This is a genomic window from Enterobacter cloacae complex sp. HYC080_NIDB (assembly GCF_056673325.1).
In genome coordinates this window covers 3,443,907-3,461,637 of sequence record NZ_CP114212.1, presented here as the reverse complement: position 1 = coordinate 3,461,637, position 17,731 = coordinate 3,443,907, and the positions used below count along the sequence as shown (strand labels likewise).

General features: G+C 54.4%; 17 protein-coding genes and 1 other annotated feature. Of the genes, 8 read left to right on the top strand and 9 right to left on the bottom strand.

The window, feature by feature from the left end:
• The first annotated feature begins 87 nt into the window (after nucleotides 1-87).
• Both O1723_RS16515 and ykgO read left to right on the top strand, forming a co-directional pair.
• Nucleotides 88-348: a type B 50S ribosomal protein L31 gene (locus O1723_RS16515; RefSeq protein WP_010428154.1), complete on the top strand. Its 261-nt coding sequence runs from the start codon at nucleotides 88-90 to the stop codon at nucleotides 346-348.
• A 2-nt stretch (nucleotides 349-350) separates the two neighbouring features.
• Nucleotides 351-491 (top strand): type B 50S ribosomal protein L36, encoded by a 141-nt coding sequence (gene ykgO, locus O1723_RS16510; RefSeq protein ID WP_003859006.1) that lies wholly within the window; start codon nucleotides 351-353, stop codon nucleotides 489-491.
• On the opposite strand, the gene O1723_RS16505 is transcribed toward ykgO, so the two are convergent.
• Entirely contained in the window at nucleotides 488-1,198 is a 711-nt protein-coding gene (locus O1723_RS16505; protein WP_014882798.1) for a GNAT family N-acetyltransferase, read from the bottom strand. The two genes, ykgO and O1723_RS16505, sit on opposite strands and share 4 nt — an antisense overlap.
• 101 nt (nucleotides 1,199-1,299) lie before the next feature.
• On the opposite strand from O1723_RS16505, the gene pdxR reads away from it, so the two are divergent.
• The gene (pdxR, locus tag O1723_RS16500; protein ID WP_014882799.1) at nucleotides 1,300-2,760 is read left to right on the top strand and encodes a MocR-like pyridoxine biosynthesis transcription factor PdxR; all 1,461 of its coding nucleotides are present in this window, start codon (nucleotides 1,300-1,302) and stop codon (nucleotides 2,758-2,760) included.
• On the opposite strand, the gene O1723_RS16495 is transcribed toward pdxR, so the two are convergent.
• The 6 genes from O1723_RS16495 to acrA all read right to left on the bottom strand — a co-directional run bounded on the left by O1723_RS16495 (nucleotide 2,732) and on the right by acrA (nucleotide 9,573).
• The gene (locus O1723_RS16495; RefSeq protein ID WP_014882800.1) at nucleotides 2,732-3,199 is read right to left on the bottom strand and encodes a YlaC family protein; all 468 of its coding nucleotides are present in this window, start codon (nucleotides 3,197-3,199) and stop codon (nucleotides 2,732-2,734) included. The two genes, pdxR and O1723_RS16495, sit on opposite strands and share 29 nt — an antisense overlap.
• A 118-nt stretch (nucleotides 3,200-3,317) precedes the next feature.
• A complete protein-coding gene (maa, locus tag O1723_RS16490) occupies nucleotides 3,318-3,869 on the bottom strand; it encodes a maltose O-acetyltransferase (protein ID WP_014882801.1) in 552 nt (183 codons plus the stop codon).
• Between the two features lie 209 nt (nucleotides 3,870-4,078).
• Nucleotides 4,079-4,297 (bottom strand): HHA domain-containing protein, encoded by a 219-nt coding sequence (locus O1723_RS16485; RefSeq protein WP_014882802.1) that lies wholly within the window; start codon nucleotides 4,295-4,297, stop codon nucleotides 4,079-4,081.
• 27 nt (nucleotides 4,298-4,324) lie between these two features.
• The gene (gene tomB, locus O1723_RS16480; protein ID WP_008499288.1) at nucleotides 4,325-4,699 is read right to left on the bottom strand and encodes an Hha toxicity modulator TomB; all 375 of its coding nucleotides are present in this window, start codon (nucleotides 4,697-4,699) and stop codon (nucleotides 4,325-4,327) included.
• A gap of 511 nt (nucleotides 4,700-5,210) precedes the next feature.
• A complete protein-coding gene (gene acrB / locus O1723_RS16475; protein WP_014882803.1) occupies nucleotides 5,211-8,357 on the bottom strand; it encodes a multidrug efflux RND transporter permease subunit AcrB in 3,147 nt (1,048 codons plus the stop codon).
• A 22-nt stretch (nucleotides 8,358-8,379) separates the two neighbouring features.
• A complete protein-coding gene (gene acrA, locus O1723_RS16470) occupies nucleotides 8,380-9,573 on the bottom strand; it encodes a multidrug efflux RND transporter periplasmic adaptor subunit AcrA (protein ID WP_014882804.1) in 1,194 nt (397 codons plus the stop codon).
• Between the two features lie 141 nt (nucleotides 9,574-9,714).
• Here acrA and acrR point away from each other — a divergent pair, with 141 nt between their 5' ends.
• Nucleotides 9,715-10,368 carry a multidrug efflux transporter transcriptional repressor AcrR gene (acrR, locus tag O1723_RS16465; protein WP_014882805.1) on the top strand — a complete coding sequence of 218 codons (654 nt, stop codon included), beginning with the start codon at nucleotides 9,715-9,717 and terminating at the stop codon, nucleotides 10,366-10,368.
• A 112-nt stretch (nucleotides 10,369-10,480) separates the two neighbouring features.
• Entirely contained in the window at nucleotides 10,481-13,828 is a 3,348-nt protein-coding gene (mscK, locus tag O1723_RS16460) for a mechanosensitive channel MscK (RefSeq protein ID WP_032645216.1), read from the top strand.
• Nucleotide 13,829: 1 nt separating this feature from the next.
• Here the strand turns inward: mscK and rsmS are convergent, their stop codons facing one another.
• Complete coding sequence (gene rsmS, locus O1723_RS16455; protein ID WP_248190912.1) at nucleotides 13,830-14,015, bottom strand: pleiotropic regulatory protein RsmS; 186 nt, start codon at nucleotides 14,013-14,015, stop codon at nucleotides 13,830-13,832.
• A 14-nt stretch (nucleotides 14,016-14,029) separates the two neighbouring features.
• Nucleotides 14,030-14,557: a primosomal replication protein N'' gene (gene priC / locus O1723_RS16450; protein ID WP_014882808.1), complete on the bottom strand. Its 528-nt coding sequence runs from the start codon at nucleotides 14,555-14,557 to the stop codon at nucleotides 14,030-14,032.
• Nucleotides 14,558-14,607: 50 nt separating this feature from the next.
• Here priC and O1723_RS16445 point away from each other — a divergent pair, with 50 nt between their 5' ends.
• From O1723_RS16445 to dnaX, 3 genes are all read left to right on the top strand, one after another.
• The gene (locus O1723_RS16445) at nucleotides 14,608-14,985 is read left to right on the top strand and encodes a DUF454 family protein (protein ID WP_014882809.1); all 378 of its coding nucleotides are present in this window, start codon (nucleotides 14,608-14,610) and stop codon (nucleotides 14,983-14,985) included.
• A 152-nt stretch (nucleotides 14,986-15,137) separates the two neighbouring features.
• Nucleotides 15,138-15,689, top strand: coding sequence for an adenine phosphoribosyltransferase (gene apt / locus O1723_RS16440; protein WP_000127359.1), 552 nt, complete (start codon nucleotides 15,138-15,140; stop codon nucleotides 15,687-15,689).
• An 88-nt stretch (nucleotides 15,690-15,777) separates the two neighbouring features.
• Entirely contained in the window at nucleotides 15,778-17,703 is a 1,926-nt protein-coding gene (gene dnaX, locus O1723_RS16435) for a DNA polymerase III subunit gamma/tau (RefSeq protein ID WP_023336828.1), read from the top strand.
• Nucleotides 17,033-17,097: a sequence feature (DnaX frameshifting element), on the top strand. (Overlaps the previous gene by 65 nt.)
• Nucleotides 17,704-17,731 lie beyond the last annotated feature (28 nt).

Sequence of the window (17,731 nt, the reverse complement as noted above, 5' to 3'; positions counted from 1 at the left end):
AAATATCAGTGGCAAAAGGGGGGTTGTTTTTTCAACAAGGGCTGGATATTATTTTGTTATGTTATAACAAAACATGAGAGATTGATGATGAAACCCGATATCCATCCAGCGTATCGCACTGTGGTATTCCACGACACCAGTGCCAATGAATACTTTAAAGTCGGCTCAACCATTAAAACTGACCGCGAAATTGAACTCGACGGTGAAACGTATCCATACATCACCATCGAGGTTTCTTCGAAATCGCACCCGTTTTATACCGGTAAGCAAAAAACGTTCTCCACAGATGGCAGCGCGGCGCGCTTCCGTAAGCGTTTTGGCGGTTTTCTTAATGCGAAGCGGGGGTAATGATGCAGGTGCTTAACTCATTGCGCAGTGCGAAACAGCGTCACCCGGATTGCCAGATAGTCAAACGCAAGGGACGCTTATACGTGATTTGCAAATCCAATCCGCGCTTTAAGGCGGTTCAGGGGCGTAAGAAAAGACGCTAGGCGCGTATTTCTCGCCAGCTTTCCAGGGATCTTTTCTGTTTGCCATCGGCGGTAAAATTGTCGGTGGCAAGCCAGCCTTCAAAGGCGCTCGCCAGCGCCGGCCACTCTTTGTCGAGAATCGAAAACCAGTCGGTATCCCGGTTACGGCCTTTTATGACCAGCGCCTGGCGAAACCGCCCTTCAAACTGAAAACCCAGGCGCAGTGCGGCTTTGCGTGAAGGTGCGTTAAGGCTGTTGCACTTCCATTCGTATCGCCGATAGCCCAGGGTATCAAACACGTACCGCATCAGCAGGTATTGCGCTTCTGTCGACATTGGCGTGCGGCTCAACAGGGGCGAGAAATGAACGTGCCCCACCTCCACGACGCCGTTTTTCGGATCGATCCGCATCAGGGCCAGCGTTCCCACCGGAGACTGGGTCTGATTATCAATGACGGCAAAGTGCATCGGGTCAGATAAGTCACTCACGCTCGCCACCCATTTGGCATATTCAGCGGCCGTGGCATCAGGTTCGCGCAGCAGCCACGTCCAGCTACGGGTGTCTTCGGCCAGGGAATAGGCGGAGAAGAGCGCCTCGGCATGCGCCACACGCAGCGGTTCAAGCCGACAAAAACGCCCCTGCAGTACCACCCGGGACGGATGGGGTCGAGGCTGCCAGTCGATAAGGGCGTCGCCCACGGGTTGTCCAAACTCATTGAATGTCTTCATCTTCATTTCCGTGACGTTGAAAAGAGCTTCAGACTAGTGAATTGCTGGTTCCTTAAAAAGCACCACTCGGCTATGTTTTGTTGGTACCACAAGGAGATGAGATGAATATACCGGGTGATGAATTTTATACTTTGCTCCATGCTGCACTGAAAAAGCGTGGGGACGAGACACTCCAGCGGGCGCTCTATCTGGCTTTGCGAGAGGCCATCCTCAGCGGGAAACTTCAGTCCGGTAGCCAGCTATCCGGCTCGCGCACGCTGGCGCAGCAGCTCGCGGTTTCCCGGAACACCGTTAACGCGGCGCTGGATCAGCTCACGCTTGAAGGCTATTTGCTGCGTAACCGGCAGGGGACAAAGGTGGCACACTTTGCGCATCGCGCACGCATCCGGACATTGCCGGCGCCTGAGGTTGTGCTGGCAAAACGGGTCACTCATCTGCCTGCGCCGGTGCAGCGTGATACTCCGGTCATGGCATTTACGCCGGGAACGCCCGCCATCAACTATTTCCCGTTGCCGCTGTGGCGGCGATTGTACGATCGCGTCTTGCGCGAGGAGGGGAACGCTCTGCTTGGGTATGGCGATCCGGCCGGAGAGCCGTCGCTTCGTGCGGCGATTGCTCGCCACCTCGCGCTCTCCCGGGGCATTGACTGCGACGCCAGCCAGATAGTGATAACCGAAGGGGCGCTTGAAGGGGTTAATCTGTGCACGATACTGTTGAGCGAACCAGGCGATGTTGCCTGGGTAGAAAACCCCGGCTATGCCGGAGCCAAAAGTGCCTTTGTCAAAACCGGCCTGACAATGACGGGAATGCCGGTGGATGATGAGGGAATGTGCTGGGAAGGGCGGAATGCGCCTTCCCCCACGCTGATTTTCACTTCGCCCTCGCATCAGTTCCCTTACGGAAGCGTGCTCAGCGCTCGGCGGAGGCTGGCGTTGCTGGAGCTGGCCCGACAGCACAACGCATGGATCATTGAAGATGATTACGACAGCGAGTTCCGTTATGCCGGTGAGCCCGTACCGGCCATGCTGGGAATGGTGAATAACGCCCCTGTTGTGTATCTCGGAACCTTCAGCAAAACGTTGTTTCCGTCACTCAGAATGGGGTTTATGGTGCTACCGCCCGCACTGGCGAAGGCGGCACGCCCTGCCATTGGCTCGCTGCTGCGCGGCGGGCATCGTGCGGAGCAGCGCACCCTCGCGCTGTTCATTGAAGAAGGTCACTATGCCCGTCATCTTGCTGCCATGCGTCGGCTTTATCGTAAACGTTACCGCCAGCTGCGCGAGGCGCTGAGCACAGCGCTTCACACCCCACACCGTATTCTTGCCGGAGAGGGCGGGATGCACCTGACGGTGACGATTGACGGTATTGATGACCAGAGGCTTGCGGAGAAGGCGAGGGCATTTCAGCTGGCACCCGCTGCGCTGAGCGGGTACTACCTGGAGGCGAAGCAGGGGCAAACCGGTCTGGTTTTAGGCTATGGCAATACCTCTGCTTCGCAGTTTGTGCCGGGTATCCGACGCCTGCAGGCGTTAATTACGCAGCAGCAGGGCGAGAAAGAGTAAAGACATCATAGAAAGAGAGCTGACCTTTGGTGGAAACCATTTTTTGCAGCTTCTCTTTTTGCACGGTTTCAACGGCCGGAGAGTGCATGATGCTCTCAATAAGCTCCGCAGGCACGAAACGCGTGTTGTACCATTCACCGTTGTAGCAGACCCGGAAATCGAGCACGTCGATATCTTCGTAACGGTAGCGGGGATTCACGTCGAAAAAGAAAAAAGCGTTAAAGACGACAAATAACACAACCAGTAGCCAGACGGAGTCCACCAGCGTTTCGGACTTCAGCATCACAATAAGCGTTGCCAGCCAGGCGGCATACATTGCGACAAACAGTCCGGGATGTTTGCGGATAAAGCTGATGCTAAAGCGCGGGCGATTATCGCGCTTTTCGCGGAGGTTAAGATCGTCGATGGTGGCGGTAAGCAGGCGCTGTATCTCGGTCATTTTTTGCCTTTATGCGTGTAGACAATACAGGGTGTCTGCCAATTTTAGGGGAGCCATCCCGCTGAAAAAAGTAACAGTCAGGCGCTAAAAGACCATAACAGTTGACTCCCCCGGGATCTTACAGCGTTTTGATGATCTTCGCCGGGTTACCCCCAACGACGACATTAGACGGGACGTCTTTCGTCACGACGGCACCGGAAGCGACGACCACGTTGTCACCCAGGGTAACGCCTGGGTTAATGACCGCCCGTCCGCCAATCCAGACATTATTGCCAATAGTGACGGGCTTACCAAACTCGACGCCGCTATTACGTTCCTCCGCATCCAGGGGATGGGTTGCTGTATAAATATGAACACCCGGCGCGAGCATACAGTTATCGCCGATATGAACAGGACACACATCCAGCATCACGCAATCGAAGTTCGCGTAAAAGTTTTTGCCCAGATAAATGTTATATCCATAGTCACAGCGGAAACTCGGCTCAATATAAGCCCCTTCACTTTGCCCCAGCAGTTCCGCCAGAATGGTCTGGCGTTCTGTTTTTTCATCAGGCGCAGTGTGGTTATAGCGATGGATGAGATGGCGTGCCCGCAGTCTGTCGGCGCGTAGTGTCTCATCACCCGGGCGGTAATGTTCACCTGAAATCATCTTCTGTTTTTCAATGCTCATCGTAAACCTCTCTGGATGTGATTCCTGAAGGGTAATCGCAACTGGCCAGGAGGGGAACGTTCCCGAAAAGCCGATGTGAGCAGAGTCACAACATTGTTGCTGATGAGCGCGTTTAACACGGAGACCTGGCTTTCGCACAGGGAGCATAACGGGACAGGTGAATACAGCTTAGAACGTGGCGTAGAACCTCTACAGACACACTTCAAAGATCAACGTACAAATTTCCACACGGATGTGGGAATTTTGTCATATAACTTATTCATCGTTAGCTCAGCGAGGCGATGGTCAGCAGCTGAATAAAATACCGCCAGTTCATTATCAGAAAGCTCGTATTTATTCTTTTCAATGACGCGTTCGAGGGTGTCAATTGACTGACAACGGCGTAAGCGCATCAAATAATCGACCTTTGTGAGTGGTTTTTCAGACATAAATTCACCTTAGTAATTGTAATAATTTTAACAGGAAAGGCTAACGGGGTTAGCTCTGCTCACGTTGACGAAACAGCGGAATAGTCGGTTTCCCGATTTGCGCCATTTTTGCAAATCTTGCGCGTTAATGCCGTAACTACTGAACAACATAAAGGTGTCGTCCAGGTATTCATCAATTTGCTCAATGAGCTTATTATCTTCATTGTACTTAATTTTATAATTAAGTGCGAAGGTAGCGATATGCTCTATAAGCTCGTTCAACTGTAAATTGATGGCAGACGTTGGATCGTTTACCCAGCCATGGTTACTTTCATCAAGATTGGCAAGGCAGTCATGGTACAAGGATTCGCAGAGAAATTTCAACTGCGCGATATCATGCCGTTTTGGCGAGTACTCGTCCATAGCGCATCCCCTTCTGAGTGATTTATTACTCACCGAACATCATTGTCGGGATGGATACAACTGACTTAGCTACATGAGTGCTGTGTTCCTGATAACCTAACTATAAGCCACTCCTGTCTGGATTTCACCGCGCTATTACGAAAAATTACAAATAAAACCGCAGGCTGCGAGACTCTACGCAAATGTTCATCCGGAACGGAACATTTTTATCCAGATTAACGCTTGTTTTGTTAGCTTCCTTACGTTTCATTAGCTTAGGTTTGCGCCTGAAGAAAAAGTTCAAATCCGGAGTTCTGTTTTTCCGAACTTTTAATTAGGAATATTCCTAACCCTCTGACCGAAGAAATGAATTTAAAAAAATCCTGTATTCTCGGATTACGTTATCCGTTATTTATGATATGTCCTGTTACGCTGGCAGAAAATAAATAAAACCACAATAAGCGTATTTTATGATTTTTTCTTAAAATGAAAAAGGCCGCTAATGCGGCCTTTTTATGATGTGAGACCGGTATCAGTGCGGTTCTACCGAATGACTGTGCTCAACATCTTCATTTTTGCGGCTGAAGCGGCGGCGAACCACCACGAAGAACACCGGAACGAAGAAGATAGCCAGCACGGTCGCGGTGATCATACCGCCCATCACGCCAGTACCGACCGCGTTCTGCGCACCGGAGCCCGCGCCAGAGCTGATAACCAGCGGCAGTACGCCGAGGATAAACGCCAGTGACGTCATCAGAATAGGACGCAGACGCATACGTACCGCTTCAAGCGTCGCCTCGATAAGCCCTTTACCTTCTTTCTCCATCAGGTCTTTGGCGAATTCAACGATAAGTATCGCGTTCTTCGCCGACAAGCCAATGGTTGTCAGCAGGCCTACCTGGAAGTACACGTCGTTGGTCAATCCACGGAACGTCGCCGCCAGCAGTGCACCGATAACCCCGAGTGGAACCACCAGCATAACGGAGAACGGAATCGACCAGCTCTCATACAGTGCCGCCAGACACAGGAATACCACAATCAAAGAAATGGCATACAGGGCAGGGGCCTGGTTACCGGACAGACGTTCCTGATAGGACATACCGGTCCAGTCATAGCCGATACCCGAAGGCAATTTGCTCGCCAGCTCTTCCATCAGGTTCATGGCTTCACCGGTGCTTCGGCCTGGTGCGGCCTGACCCAGGATCTCCATTGATGGCAGACCGTTGTAACGTTCCAGACGTGGTGAACCATATTCCCAGCGTGACGTTGAGAACGCCGCGAACGGAACCATCTGACCATTGCTGCCGCGAACGTACCAGTTGTTAATATCGTTCGGCAACATACGGTACTGCGCCTCTGACATCACGTACACTTTCTTCACACGACCACGGTCGATGAAGTCGTTCACGTAGCTACCGCCCCAGGCCGCGCCCAGTGTGGTATTGATGTCGCTGATGGACACGCCCAGCGCCTGTGCTTTCTCCTGGTCGATATCGATCTTGTACTGCGGCGTATCTTCCAGACCGTTTGGACGCACGCCAACCAGCAGGTCAGGGTGTTTCGCCACCTCGCCGAACAGTTGGTTACGTGCCTGCGTCAGTTTTTCGTGACCCAGACCGCCCTGGTCGATCAGCTGGAAGTCGAAACCGGTCGCGGTACCCAGTTCAACAATCGCTGGCAGGTTAAAGGCGAAGACCATCGCATCCTTAATCTGCGAGAAGGTCCCCATTGCACGGCCAGTGATGGCCTCAACTTTGTTCTCTTCGCCCGGACGATCCGCCCAGTCTTTCAGAGAGACGAAGGCGATACCGGTGTTCTGACCACGACCCGCAAAGCCAAAGCCGTTAACCGCAAACACGGACTCAACGTTCGCTTTCTCTTTGGTGAGGTAGTAGTCCGTCACTTCATCCAGCACTTTTTGGGTACGCTCCTGCGATGCACCCGCCGGAAGCTGCGCCATCGTCAGGAACACGCCCTGGTCTTCATCAGGCAGGAATGAGCTTGGCAGACGAACGAACAGATAGGCCATGCCGACGACAATGATGATATAGAGCAGCAGATAACGACCGGTGCTACGCAGGATGTTGCCCACGCTGTCGGTGTAGTGGTGCGTGCTCTTGTCAAACATGCGGTTAAACCAGCCGAAGAACCCTTTATGCTCGCCATGACCGCCTTTCTGAATGGGCTTCAGCATGGTGGCACACAGCGCAGGCGTCAGGATCAATGCGACCAGCACCGACAGCGCCATCGCGGAAACGATGGTAATCGAGAACTGGCGGTAAATCGCACCGGTAGAGCCGCCGAAGAAGGCCATCGGGATAAATACCGCCGACAGTACCATCGCGATACCGACCAGCGCGCCCTGGATCTGGCCCATGGACTTACGGGTTGCTTCCTTCGGCGGTAAACCCTCTTCCGCCATGACACGCTCGACGTTCTCTACCACCACGATGGCGTCATCCACCAACAGGCCGATGGCAAGCACCATCCCGAACATCGTCAGGGTATTTATCGAGAATCCAAAGGCCGCAAGGATGGCAAAGGTCCCCAGCAGAACGACCGGCACGGCGATGGTTGGGATCAGCGTCGCGCGGAAGTTTTGCAGGAACAGATACATCACCAGGAAGACCAGGATAATCGCTTCTACCAGCGTTTTAACCACTTCATGAATCGAAATTTTTACGAACGGCGTCGTGTCGTACGGGTAGACGATTTTCAGACCTGACGGGAAGAACGGTTCCATCTTCTTCAACTCTGCGCGGATCGCCGTGGCGGTGTCCAGGGCGTTAGCGCCGGTCGCCAGTTTAATACCCAGACCGGAAGCCGGTTTACCGTTAAACTTCGCAATGATGTCGTAGTTTTCGCCACCCAGCTCCACTTTCGCTACGTCGCGCAGGCGAACCTGCGAACCGTCCTGATTCACTTTCAGCAGGATTTTGCTGAACTCATCGGCGGAGGTCAGACGGGTTTGCGCGATAATGGACGCGTTAAGCTGCTGGCCTTTCACAGGTGGTGTACCGCCTAACTGACCGGCTGCCACCTGGGCGTTCTGCGCTTTAATCGCGTTAATCACGTCAACCGGCGTCAGCTGGAAGTTGTTCAGTTTGTTCGGATCCATCCAGATACGCATCGCGTACTGAGAACCGAACAGCTGAACGTCACCCACACCGGAAGTACGGCTGATGGCATCCTTCATGTTGGCGCCCACGTAGTCGGAAATATCCTCCTGCGTCATGGTGCCGTTGGTGTTGATAACGCCAACAACCATCAGGAAGCTACTGGACGATTTCTCGACGCTCACGCCCTGCTGTTGTACTTCCTGCGGCAGCAACGGCATTGCCAGCTGCAGTTTGTTCTGCACCTGAACCTGCGCGATGTCAGCATCGGTACCTGACTCGAAGGTCAGGGTGATCTGTACTGTACCGGTTGAGTCACTGTTTGATGACATGTACATCAGGTTATCGATACCGTTCATGTTCTGTTCGATAACCTGGGTGACGGTGTCCTGCACCGTTTTCGCATCAGCGCCCGGGTAGGTTGCGGAAATTGTCACCGCCGGTGGCGCAATCGTTGGATATTGCGCGACAGGCAGCTTCAGGATCGCAAGTCCCCCGGCCAACATGATGATAATGGCGATCACCCACGCAAATATGGGGCGATCGATAAAGAAATTAGGCATGTCTTAACGGCTCCTGTTTAAGTTAAGACTTGGTTTGTTCTGACTGGTCAGCGGCCGAAGCAGATTGTTTATCGTCAGATTTCACTTCCTGTGCTTTGACCTGCGCACCAGGACGAACTTTTTGCAAACCAGTAACAATCACGCGATCGCCATCTTTCAGACCTTCCGTCACCAGCCATTTATCGCCAATCGCCTGAGTGGCGGTAATGTTGCGCATTTCGACTTTGTCATCCGCCCCGACAACCAGCGCGCTCGCATCGCCACGTGGCGTACGGGTCACACCCTGCTGTGGAACCAGAAGTGCGGTTGGATTGGTGCCTTCTTCCAGACGCGCGCGAACGAACATACCTGGCAGCAGATTTTTGTCAGGGTTCGGGAAAATCGCCCGTAAGGTGATGGAACCGGTAGTCTGGTCGACCGTCACATCGGAGAACTCCAGAGTCCCTTCCTGCGGGAACTTGATACCGTCGTTGGTCACTAGCTCCACTTTGGCTTTGCCGTTTTCCTGTTTCAGGGTGCCGTTAGCCAGCTCCTGTTTCAGGCGCAGGAAATCATTGCTGGACTGGGTCACGTCAACGTAGATCGGATCAAGCTGCTGCACGGTAGCCAGCGCAGTGGTTTGTCCGTTCTGTACCAGCGCCCCTTCCGTGACGGAAGATTTACCAATACGACCGCTGATAGGGGAGGTCACTTTGGTATAGGCCAGATTAATACGTGCGGTTTCGACGGCCGCTTTGGCGGCCACCACGGCGGCGTTAGCCTGCTGGGCATCGGCCAGAGCGGTATCATAATCCTGTTGACTGATGTACTTCGTACCGAGCAGTTTTTGATAACGGTTCAGCGTCAGCTGGGCGATTTTGGCGGCGGCTTGCGCTTTTGCCAGGTCGCCTTTGGCGCTTTCATAAGAGGCCTGATAGGTCGCGGGATCAATCTGATACAGAGACTCACCGGCTTTCACATCACCGCCTTCGGTAAAGTTACGTTTCAGGATAATGCCACTCACCTGAGGGCGAACTTCCGCAATGCGATAGGCATTGGTACGGCCAGGTAATTCGGTGGTGATCTGCAGAGGTTCAGATTTGAGTGTCACTACGCCGACTTCTGGCGCCTGCTGAGCTCCTTGTTGAGCTGGTTTGTCGTCACATCCTGTTAGCGCTAAGCTGCCTGAGAGCATCAGAACGACCGCCAGAGGCGTTAACCCTCTGTTTTTGTTCATATGTAAACCTCGAGTGTCCGATTTCAAATTGATCAATGGTCCTGAGTCCAAAAACCCATTGCTGCGTTTATATTATCGTCATGCTATGGTACATACATTCACAAATGTATGTAAATCTGACTCCTGTAAATTCACTCACCTATGGCACGAAAAACTAAACAACAAGCGCTGGAAACCCGACAACATATCCTTGATGTGGCAATACGTTTGTTCTCTCAGCAGGGTGTTTCATCAACCTCGTTGGCACAAATTGCTCAGGCTGCTGGCGTGACTCGGGGTGCGATTTACTGGCATTTTAAAGATAAGTCAGATCTGTTCAGTGAAATCTGGGAGCTTTCAGAGTCCAGCATTAGCGATCTTGAGAGTGAGTATCGGGCAAAATTCCCTGACGATCCACTCTCAGTATTAAGAGAGATATTAGTATATATCCTTGAAGCTACGGTAGTTGAAGAACGTCGCAGATTAATGATGGAAATTATTTTTCATAAATGCGAGTTCGTGGGCGAGATGGCGGTGGTGCAGCAGGCGCAGCGTAGTTTGTGCCTGGAGAGTTATGACCGCATTGAACAAACGCTCACCCAGTGTATGCAGGCGAAGCTGTTACCGGCTAATTTACTGACTCGTCGGGCGGCTATCCTGATGCGCAGCTATATTTCGGGCCTGATGGAAAACTGGCTTTTTGCGCCGGACTCCTTTGACCTCAAGCAGGAAGCACGCAGCTATGTCGCGATTTTACTGGAAATGTGTCAGTTCTGCCCGACGCTGCGCAGCGATGCCCCTTCGTTACCCGCCTGAGCCATTCCAGGATTTATCTTAGAGGATAACGTTCACGCTATTCTGCTTCAGACGAGCGTGATATTCTTCACGCCGGACTATTATCGGTCATCTGCTGACATCATTCACAACTATGCTGCCCATCAATCGCTCGCAACATCCTGTTTTTGCATTGCTCTTTGCTATGCTGTTTTTCTTCTCCACCGGACCGCTTTCGTGGGCCCGCGCAGATAACAGTACGGATATCCCCTCACGCAGTGATGTTCAGTCGCAACTCGACACCCTGAACAAACAAAAAGAGCTCTCTCCGCAGGAGAAACTCACCCAGCAGGATCTGACAGAGACGCTGGAAAATATTGATAAAATTGAGCGCGTTAAAGCAGAAACCACCCAGCTTCGTCAGAAGGTGGCGCAGGCGCCTGAGAACATGCGCAAGGCCACGGAAGCGCTGAATGCGCTGAGTGACGTCGATAACGACGACGAAACGCGTAAGACGCTCGCCACGCTTTCTTTGCGTCAGCTGGAGTCGCGCGTTGCCCAATTGCTCGACGATCTGCAAACCGCGCAGTCCGACCTCGCGACCTACAACAGTCAGCTCGTCTCTCTGCAAACCCAGCCCGAGCGCGTGCAAAATGCGATGTATACCGCGTCTCAGCAGCTGCAGCAGATCCGCAACCGCCTGAACGGTACGACGGTGGGGGAAGGGACGCTTCGCCCAACGCAGCAAACTCTGCTACTGGTTCAGCAGTCATTACTCAATGCGCAAATTGAACAGCAGCGTAAAAGCCTGGAAGGGAATACGGTGCTGCAGGACACGCTCCAGAAACAGCGTGATTACGTCACGGCGAATATTAATCGTCTGGAACACCAGCTTCAGCTGCTGCAGGAAGCGGTAAATAGTAAGCGTCTGACCCTGACGGAAAAAACGGCCCAGGAAGCGGTATCGCCGGATGAAACGGCCCGTATTCAGGCCAACCCGCTGGTGAAACAGGAGCTTGAGGCTAACCATCAGCTGAGTCAGCGTCTGATTCTGGCGACGGAAAACGGCAACTCGCTGGTTCAGCAAAACATTAAAGTGAAAAACTGGCTGGATCGGGCGCTGCAGGCGGAACGCAACATCAAAGAACAGATCGCGGTCCTGAAAGGTAGCCTCCTGCTGTCGCGTATTCTCTACCAGCAGCAGCAGACGCTGCCGTCCGCCGACGAGCTGGAAGACATGACTAACCGCATTGCGGATTTGCGTCTGGAACAATTTGACGTGAATCAGCAGCGTGATGCCCTTTTCCAGAGCGATAACTTCGTCGCCAAAATTGAAGAGGGTCATTCCAGCGACGTGAACCCGGAAGTGCATGACGCGCTGCTCCAGGTCGTCGATATGCGCCGTGAGCTATTGGATCAGCTCAACAAACAGCTGGGCAACCAGCTGATGATGGCCATCAACCTGCAGATCAACCAGCAGCAGCTGGTCAGCGTTTCCAAAAGCCTGCAGGAGATTTTGACGCAGCAAATTTTCTGGGTGAACAGCAACAAGCCGATGGACTGGGACTGGGTGAAGTCCTTCCCTGAGCAGCTGAAAACGCAGATCAAGAGCATGAAAATCACCGTGAACTGGGAGAAAGCCTGGCCTGCGGTAATGATTGCTTTCCTGGCGGGATTACCCCTGCTGCTGATTGCCGGTCTGATTCGCTGGCGTTTGAAATGGCTTAAACAGTACCAGGCGAAGCTGGCCTCGGAAGTGGGGCAACTGCGCAACGACAGCCAGCTCCATACGCCAAAAGCGATTCTGATCGACCTTATTCGCGCCCTGCCGGTGTGCCTGATTATTCTGGCGGTAGGCCTGATTCTGCTCACCATGCAGCTTAACGTCAGCGATCTGCTGTGGGCATTCAGCAAAAAACTGGCGCTGTTCTGGCTGGTGTTTGGCCTGTGCTGGAAGGTCCTGGAAAAAGACGGCGTTGCGGTCCGTCATTTCAACATGCCTGCCCAACTGACCAGCCACTGGCGTCGTCAGATTGTGCGTGTCAGCCTGGCGCTTCTGCCGCTTCACTTCTGGTCAGTTGTTTCTGAACTGTCTCCGCTGCATCTGATGGATGATGTGCTGGGTCAGCTGGTCATTATGCTGAACCTGCTGCTGATTGCCATCCTCATGTGGCCGATGTGCCGCGATAGCTGGCGTGATAAAGAGTCCCACAATATTCGTCTGGCCACAGTGACGGTACTGGCGATCATTCCGCTGGCGCTGATGGTGCTCACGGCGACGGGCTACTTCTATACCACGCTGCGTCTGTCCGGGCGCTGGATCGAAACGGTCTATCTGGTGATCGTCTGGAATCTGCTCTATCAAACCGTACTGCGCGGGTTAAGCGTCGCGGCTCGCCGTATTGCTTACCGTCGTGCCATCGCGCGTCGTCAGCATCAGGTGAAAGAGGGCGCCGAAGGGGCGGAGCCACAGGAAGAACCGACCATCGCGCTGGAGCAGGTCAACCAGCAGACGCTGCGTATCACTATGCTGGTGATGATCGCGCTGTTTGCGGTGATGTTCTGGGCTATCTGGTCTGATTTAATTACCGTTTTCGCCTACCTCGACAGCATCACCCTCTGGCAGTACAACGGCACCGAAGCTGGCGCTGCGGTGATGAAAAGCGTCACCATGGGCAGCCTGCTGTTTGCGCTGGTGTCGTCGGTGGTAGCCTGGGCGCTGATTCGCAACCTGCCGGGTCTGCTGGAAGTGCTGGTCCTCTCGCGGCTGAACCTGCGTCAGGGGGCGTCGTACGCTATCACTACGATCCTGAACTACGTCATCATTATTGTCGGGGCGATGACGGTATTCGGCTCGCTGGGCGTCTCGTGGGATAAACTCCAGTGGCTGGCGGCCGCCCTCTCGGTAGGTCTGGGTTTTGGCCTGCAGGAGATCTTCGGTAACTTTGTCTCCGGTCTGATCATCCTGTTCGAACGTCCGGTGCGAATTGGCGATACCGTCACCATCGGGACGTTCTCCGGTACGGTCAGCAAGATCCGCATTCGTGCCACCACGATTACCGATTTCGATCGCAAAGAGGTGATCATCCCGAACAAGGCGTTCGTGACCGAGCGTCTGATCAACTGGTCGCTCTCTGATACGGTGACGCGCGTGGTGATCCGCCTGGGCGTAGCCTATGGATCGGATCTGGAGAAGGTGAAAGAGGTGCTGCTGAAGGCAGCCTCAGAACATCCGAAAGTGATGCACGATCCGGCTCCGGCGGTGTTCTTCACCACCTTCGGGCCAAGCACGCTGGATCATGAACTGCGTTTATACGTGCGTGAACTGCGTGACCGTAGCTACACGGTAGATGAGCTTAACCGGTCTATCGATCGTCTGTGCCGTGAAAACGATATTAATATCGCCTTCAACCAGCTTGAAGTTCACCTGCGTAACGAAAAAGGTGATGAGCATACGGAAGTGAAGCGCGAAATTAAAGGTGACGATCCCACTCCGGCTTAATCTATTTTCCCTCTCCCTGTGGGAGAGGGTTAGGGGGAGGGCTACTGGCCTTCACCTTTCCTTCGAAATCCCGCTGCACAATCTCCAGCGCTTTCAGCACCGTTTCGGCGGGAATATCATGATTCTCCAGCAGCATAATTAAATCGACGGCCAGCTTGACCTCATCGGGTGCATTTTCCAGTGACATGGGGGTGGCTCCTGTTAACGGGTCAAACGTTCAATGACGCGTTCAATCTCATCCAGCGCCTGACGGCAGCGCACAATGCGGCCTTCCAGGGCGCTAATCTCGCGCATCAATAATTGTTGTTCTTCCAGCGTTTCGCTGTTATTCAGCCGCACTTCGCGCTCACGTTTCATCTCAAACAGTCGGCGTTCAAACTCCTGATTCTCCAGCCGCTTGCGCTGCCATTTGCCGAGTCCGGGCGAGCCGCTGTCCCAGGCGCGTAGCGGCCAGGCGGCAATTTCGCGATGCAGGGCGGTGATTTGCTCAGTGAGATGCTCTGCAAGCCACGCCACCTGTTCCTGCTGTTCACTTTCAACCGCATGGCAAAGCTCGTCAAGGTGGGTCTGCGCCTCAGCCAGGTAATCCTGAATGACCGTACTGCGGGTACGAAAAAGCTGCCGATCAAAGCGCGGCTTCAGCGTGGCGTGCCCCAGCAGAGGGGTGGCCTCTGCTCGCAGGGTGGTCAACTGTTTTTGCAGCGTCTCCAGAAGCAAGGCTGTTTTCAAAACGCTCTCCAGTGGTAAAGTAGCCGTTCAGTTTGATAACGATTCGCATTATGCAGCGTACTATTTTAATCATCATTGGCTGGCTCGCGGTAGTGCTGGGTACACTGGGTGTGGTTTTACCCTTACTGCCCACCACGCCGTTTATCCTGCTGGCAGCCTGGTGCTTCGCCCGCTCGTCGCCGCGTTTTCACCACTGGCTGCTTTATCGCTCATGGTTTGGTGGCTACCTGCGCCACTGGCAAAAACACCGTGCCATGCCGCCCGGCGCGAAGCCGCGCGCGATCGCGGTGATCCTCATGACCTTTGCTATTTCATTATGGCTGGTGAAAATGATGTGGGTGCGGATCCTGCTGCTGATCATTCTGACCTGCCTGCTTATCTTCATGTGGCGGATCCCCGTGGTTGATGAAAAGCAACAAAAGCACTGAAGCCTCATAATGGCTGTTGCAATTATTGCGTACAGCCAGTAAATTCGACCGTTTTCGAGCACAGGCGCGCCTGGTTAAAGGTTAAACGATTGTTACCTTTACCCACTCCGTTGCGCGTCGTGAGTAACACTGTTTCATTTAGGCACAAACCGATGACCGCAACTGCACAGCAGCTTGAATATCTGAAAAACAGCATCAAAAGCATCCAGGACTATCCAAAACCTGGCATTCTTTTCCGTGATGTCACCAGCTTGCTGGAAGACCCGAAAGCGTACGCGCTCAGCATTGAACTGCTGGTCGAGCGTTATAAAAACGCCGGGATCACCAAAGTAGTAGGTACCGAAGCCCGTGGCTTCCTGTTTGGCGCACCGGTTGCGCTGGCAATGGGCGTGGGTTTTGTGCCGGTGCGTAAACCGCGCAAACTGCCGCGTGAAACCATCGCAGAGAGCTACGAGCTGGAGTACGGCACCGATCAGCTGGAAATCCACGTTGATGCGATCAAGCCTGGCGACAAAGTGCTGGTGGTGGACGATCTGCTGGCGACCGGCGGCACCATCGAAGCGACCGTGAAGCTGATCCGTCGTCTGGGTGGTGAAGTGACCGACGCGGCGTTCATCATTAACCTGTTCGATCTCGGCGGCGAACAGCGCCTGGAAAAACAGGGCATTACCAGCTACAGCCTGGTGCCATTCCCGGGTCATTAATCCCGGTTTTCACAACCTCGCTCAATGGGTGAGGTTGTGATAGCATTCCCCTCCATAAATTCACCTTCCAGCGTTGCAGAGCCTGCCCATGAGTTATCAGGTGTTAGCCCGTAAATGGCGACCACAAACCTTTGCTGACGTTGTCGGTCAGGAGCATGTGCTGACGGCCCTGGCGAACGGCTTGTCGCTAGGTCGCATCCATCACGCCTATCTTTTCTCCGGCACCCGCGGCGTCGGTAAGACCTCAATTGCCCGTTTGCTGGCGAAAGGTCTCAACTGCGAAACCGGGATCACCGCCACGCCGTGCGGCGTGTGTGATAACTGCCGGGAGATCGAGCAGGGGCGTTTTGTCGATCTGATCGAGATCGACGCCGCCTCGCGCACGAAAGTGGAAGATACCCGCGATCTGCTGGACAACGTACAGTACGCCCCAGCGCGCGGTCGCTTCAAGGTCTACCTGATCGATGAAGTGCACATGCTGTCGCGCCACAGCTTTAACGCCCTGCTGAAAACGCTGGAAGAGCCGCCCGCGCACGTGAAATTCCTGCTGGCGACGACCGATCCGCAAAAGCTGCCGGTCACCATTCTGTCCCGCTGCCTGCAGTTCCACCTGAAGGCCCTGGACGTAGAACAGATCCGCGCCCAGCTCGAACACATTCTCGACGAAGAGAAGATCGTCCACGAGCCGCGCGCCCTGCAACTGCTGGCACGTGCAGCGGACGGCAGCCTGCGTGATGCGCTGAGTCTGACCGACCAGGCGATTGCCAGCGGTGACGGTAAGCTCTCTACCGAAGCAGTCAGCACCATGCTCGGTACGCTGGATGACGATCAGGCGCTTTCACTCATCGAAGCGATGATTGCCGCCAACGGTGAGCGCGTCATGACGCTGGTCAATGCTGCTGCTGGCCGGGGGATTGAATGGGAAGCGCTGCTGGTTGAGATGCTCAGCCTGCTGCACCGCGTGGCGATGCTGCAGCTTTCTCCGTCGGCAATTGGCGCAGATATGGCCGCCATTGAACAGCGGATGCGTGAACTTGCCCGCACCGTGCCGCCTGCCGATGTACAGCTTTATTACCAAACCCTGCTGATTGGCCGTAAAGAGCTGCCGTTCGCGCCGGATCCCCGGATGGGCGTAGAAATGACGCTGCTGCGCGCGCTGGCGTTCCACCCGCGCATGCCGCTGCCGGAGCCGGAAGCGCCGCGGCAGTCTTTTGCCCCGGTCGCCCCAACGGCGGTGATGTCACCTCAGCAGGTGCCACCGCAGCCGACACCGCCGCCGCAAAACGTGCCGCTGTCGGATGCCACCAGTTCGGTGCTTGCCGCTCGCAGTCAGCTGCAGCGTGCGCAGGGAGTAACCAAACCAAAAAAGAGTGAACCGGCAGCGCCAGGAAGAGCGCGGCCGGTGAACAACGCCGCGCTTGAACGACTGGCCTCGGTAACGGAGCGCGTACAGTCGCGTCCGGCACCGTCCGCGCTCGAACAGAAAGCCCCGGCGAAAGAAGAGGCATACCGCTGGAAGGCGACCACCGTTGTCGAAACGGTAAAGGAAGAGGTCGCTACGCCGAAAGCGCTGAAAAAGGCGCTGGAGCATGAGAAAACGCCGGAGCTTTCCGCGAAGCTCGCAGAAGAATCTATTGCCCGCGATGCCTGGGCCGCTGAGGTCAGCAAACTCCAGCTGCCGAAGCTGGTCGAGCAGGTTGCGCTGAACGCCTGGAAAGAGCAGGACGGTAATCAGGTGCGTTTACACCTGCGTCCTGGTCAGCGACACCTGAATTCGCCAGGCGCGCAAAAGGCGCTGGCCGAGGCGCTCGCCACATTACAGGGTGCGCCGGTTGAATTGACTATCATTGAAGATGATAATCCGGCAGTGAAAACGCCGCTTGAGTGGCGCCAGGCCATTTATGAAGAGAAACTCGCGCAGGCGCGCGAGGCGATTATTGCGGATAACAACATTCAGACCCTGCGCCGGTTCTTCGACGCCGATCTGGATGAAGAGAGTATTCGCCCCATTTGATCGTGAGTCTGACTTACGGTTGTAATCC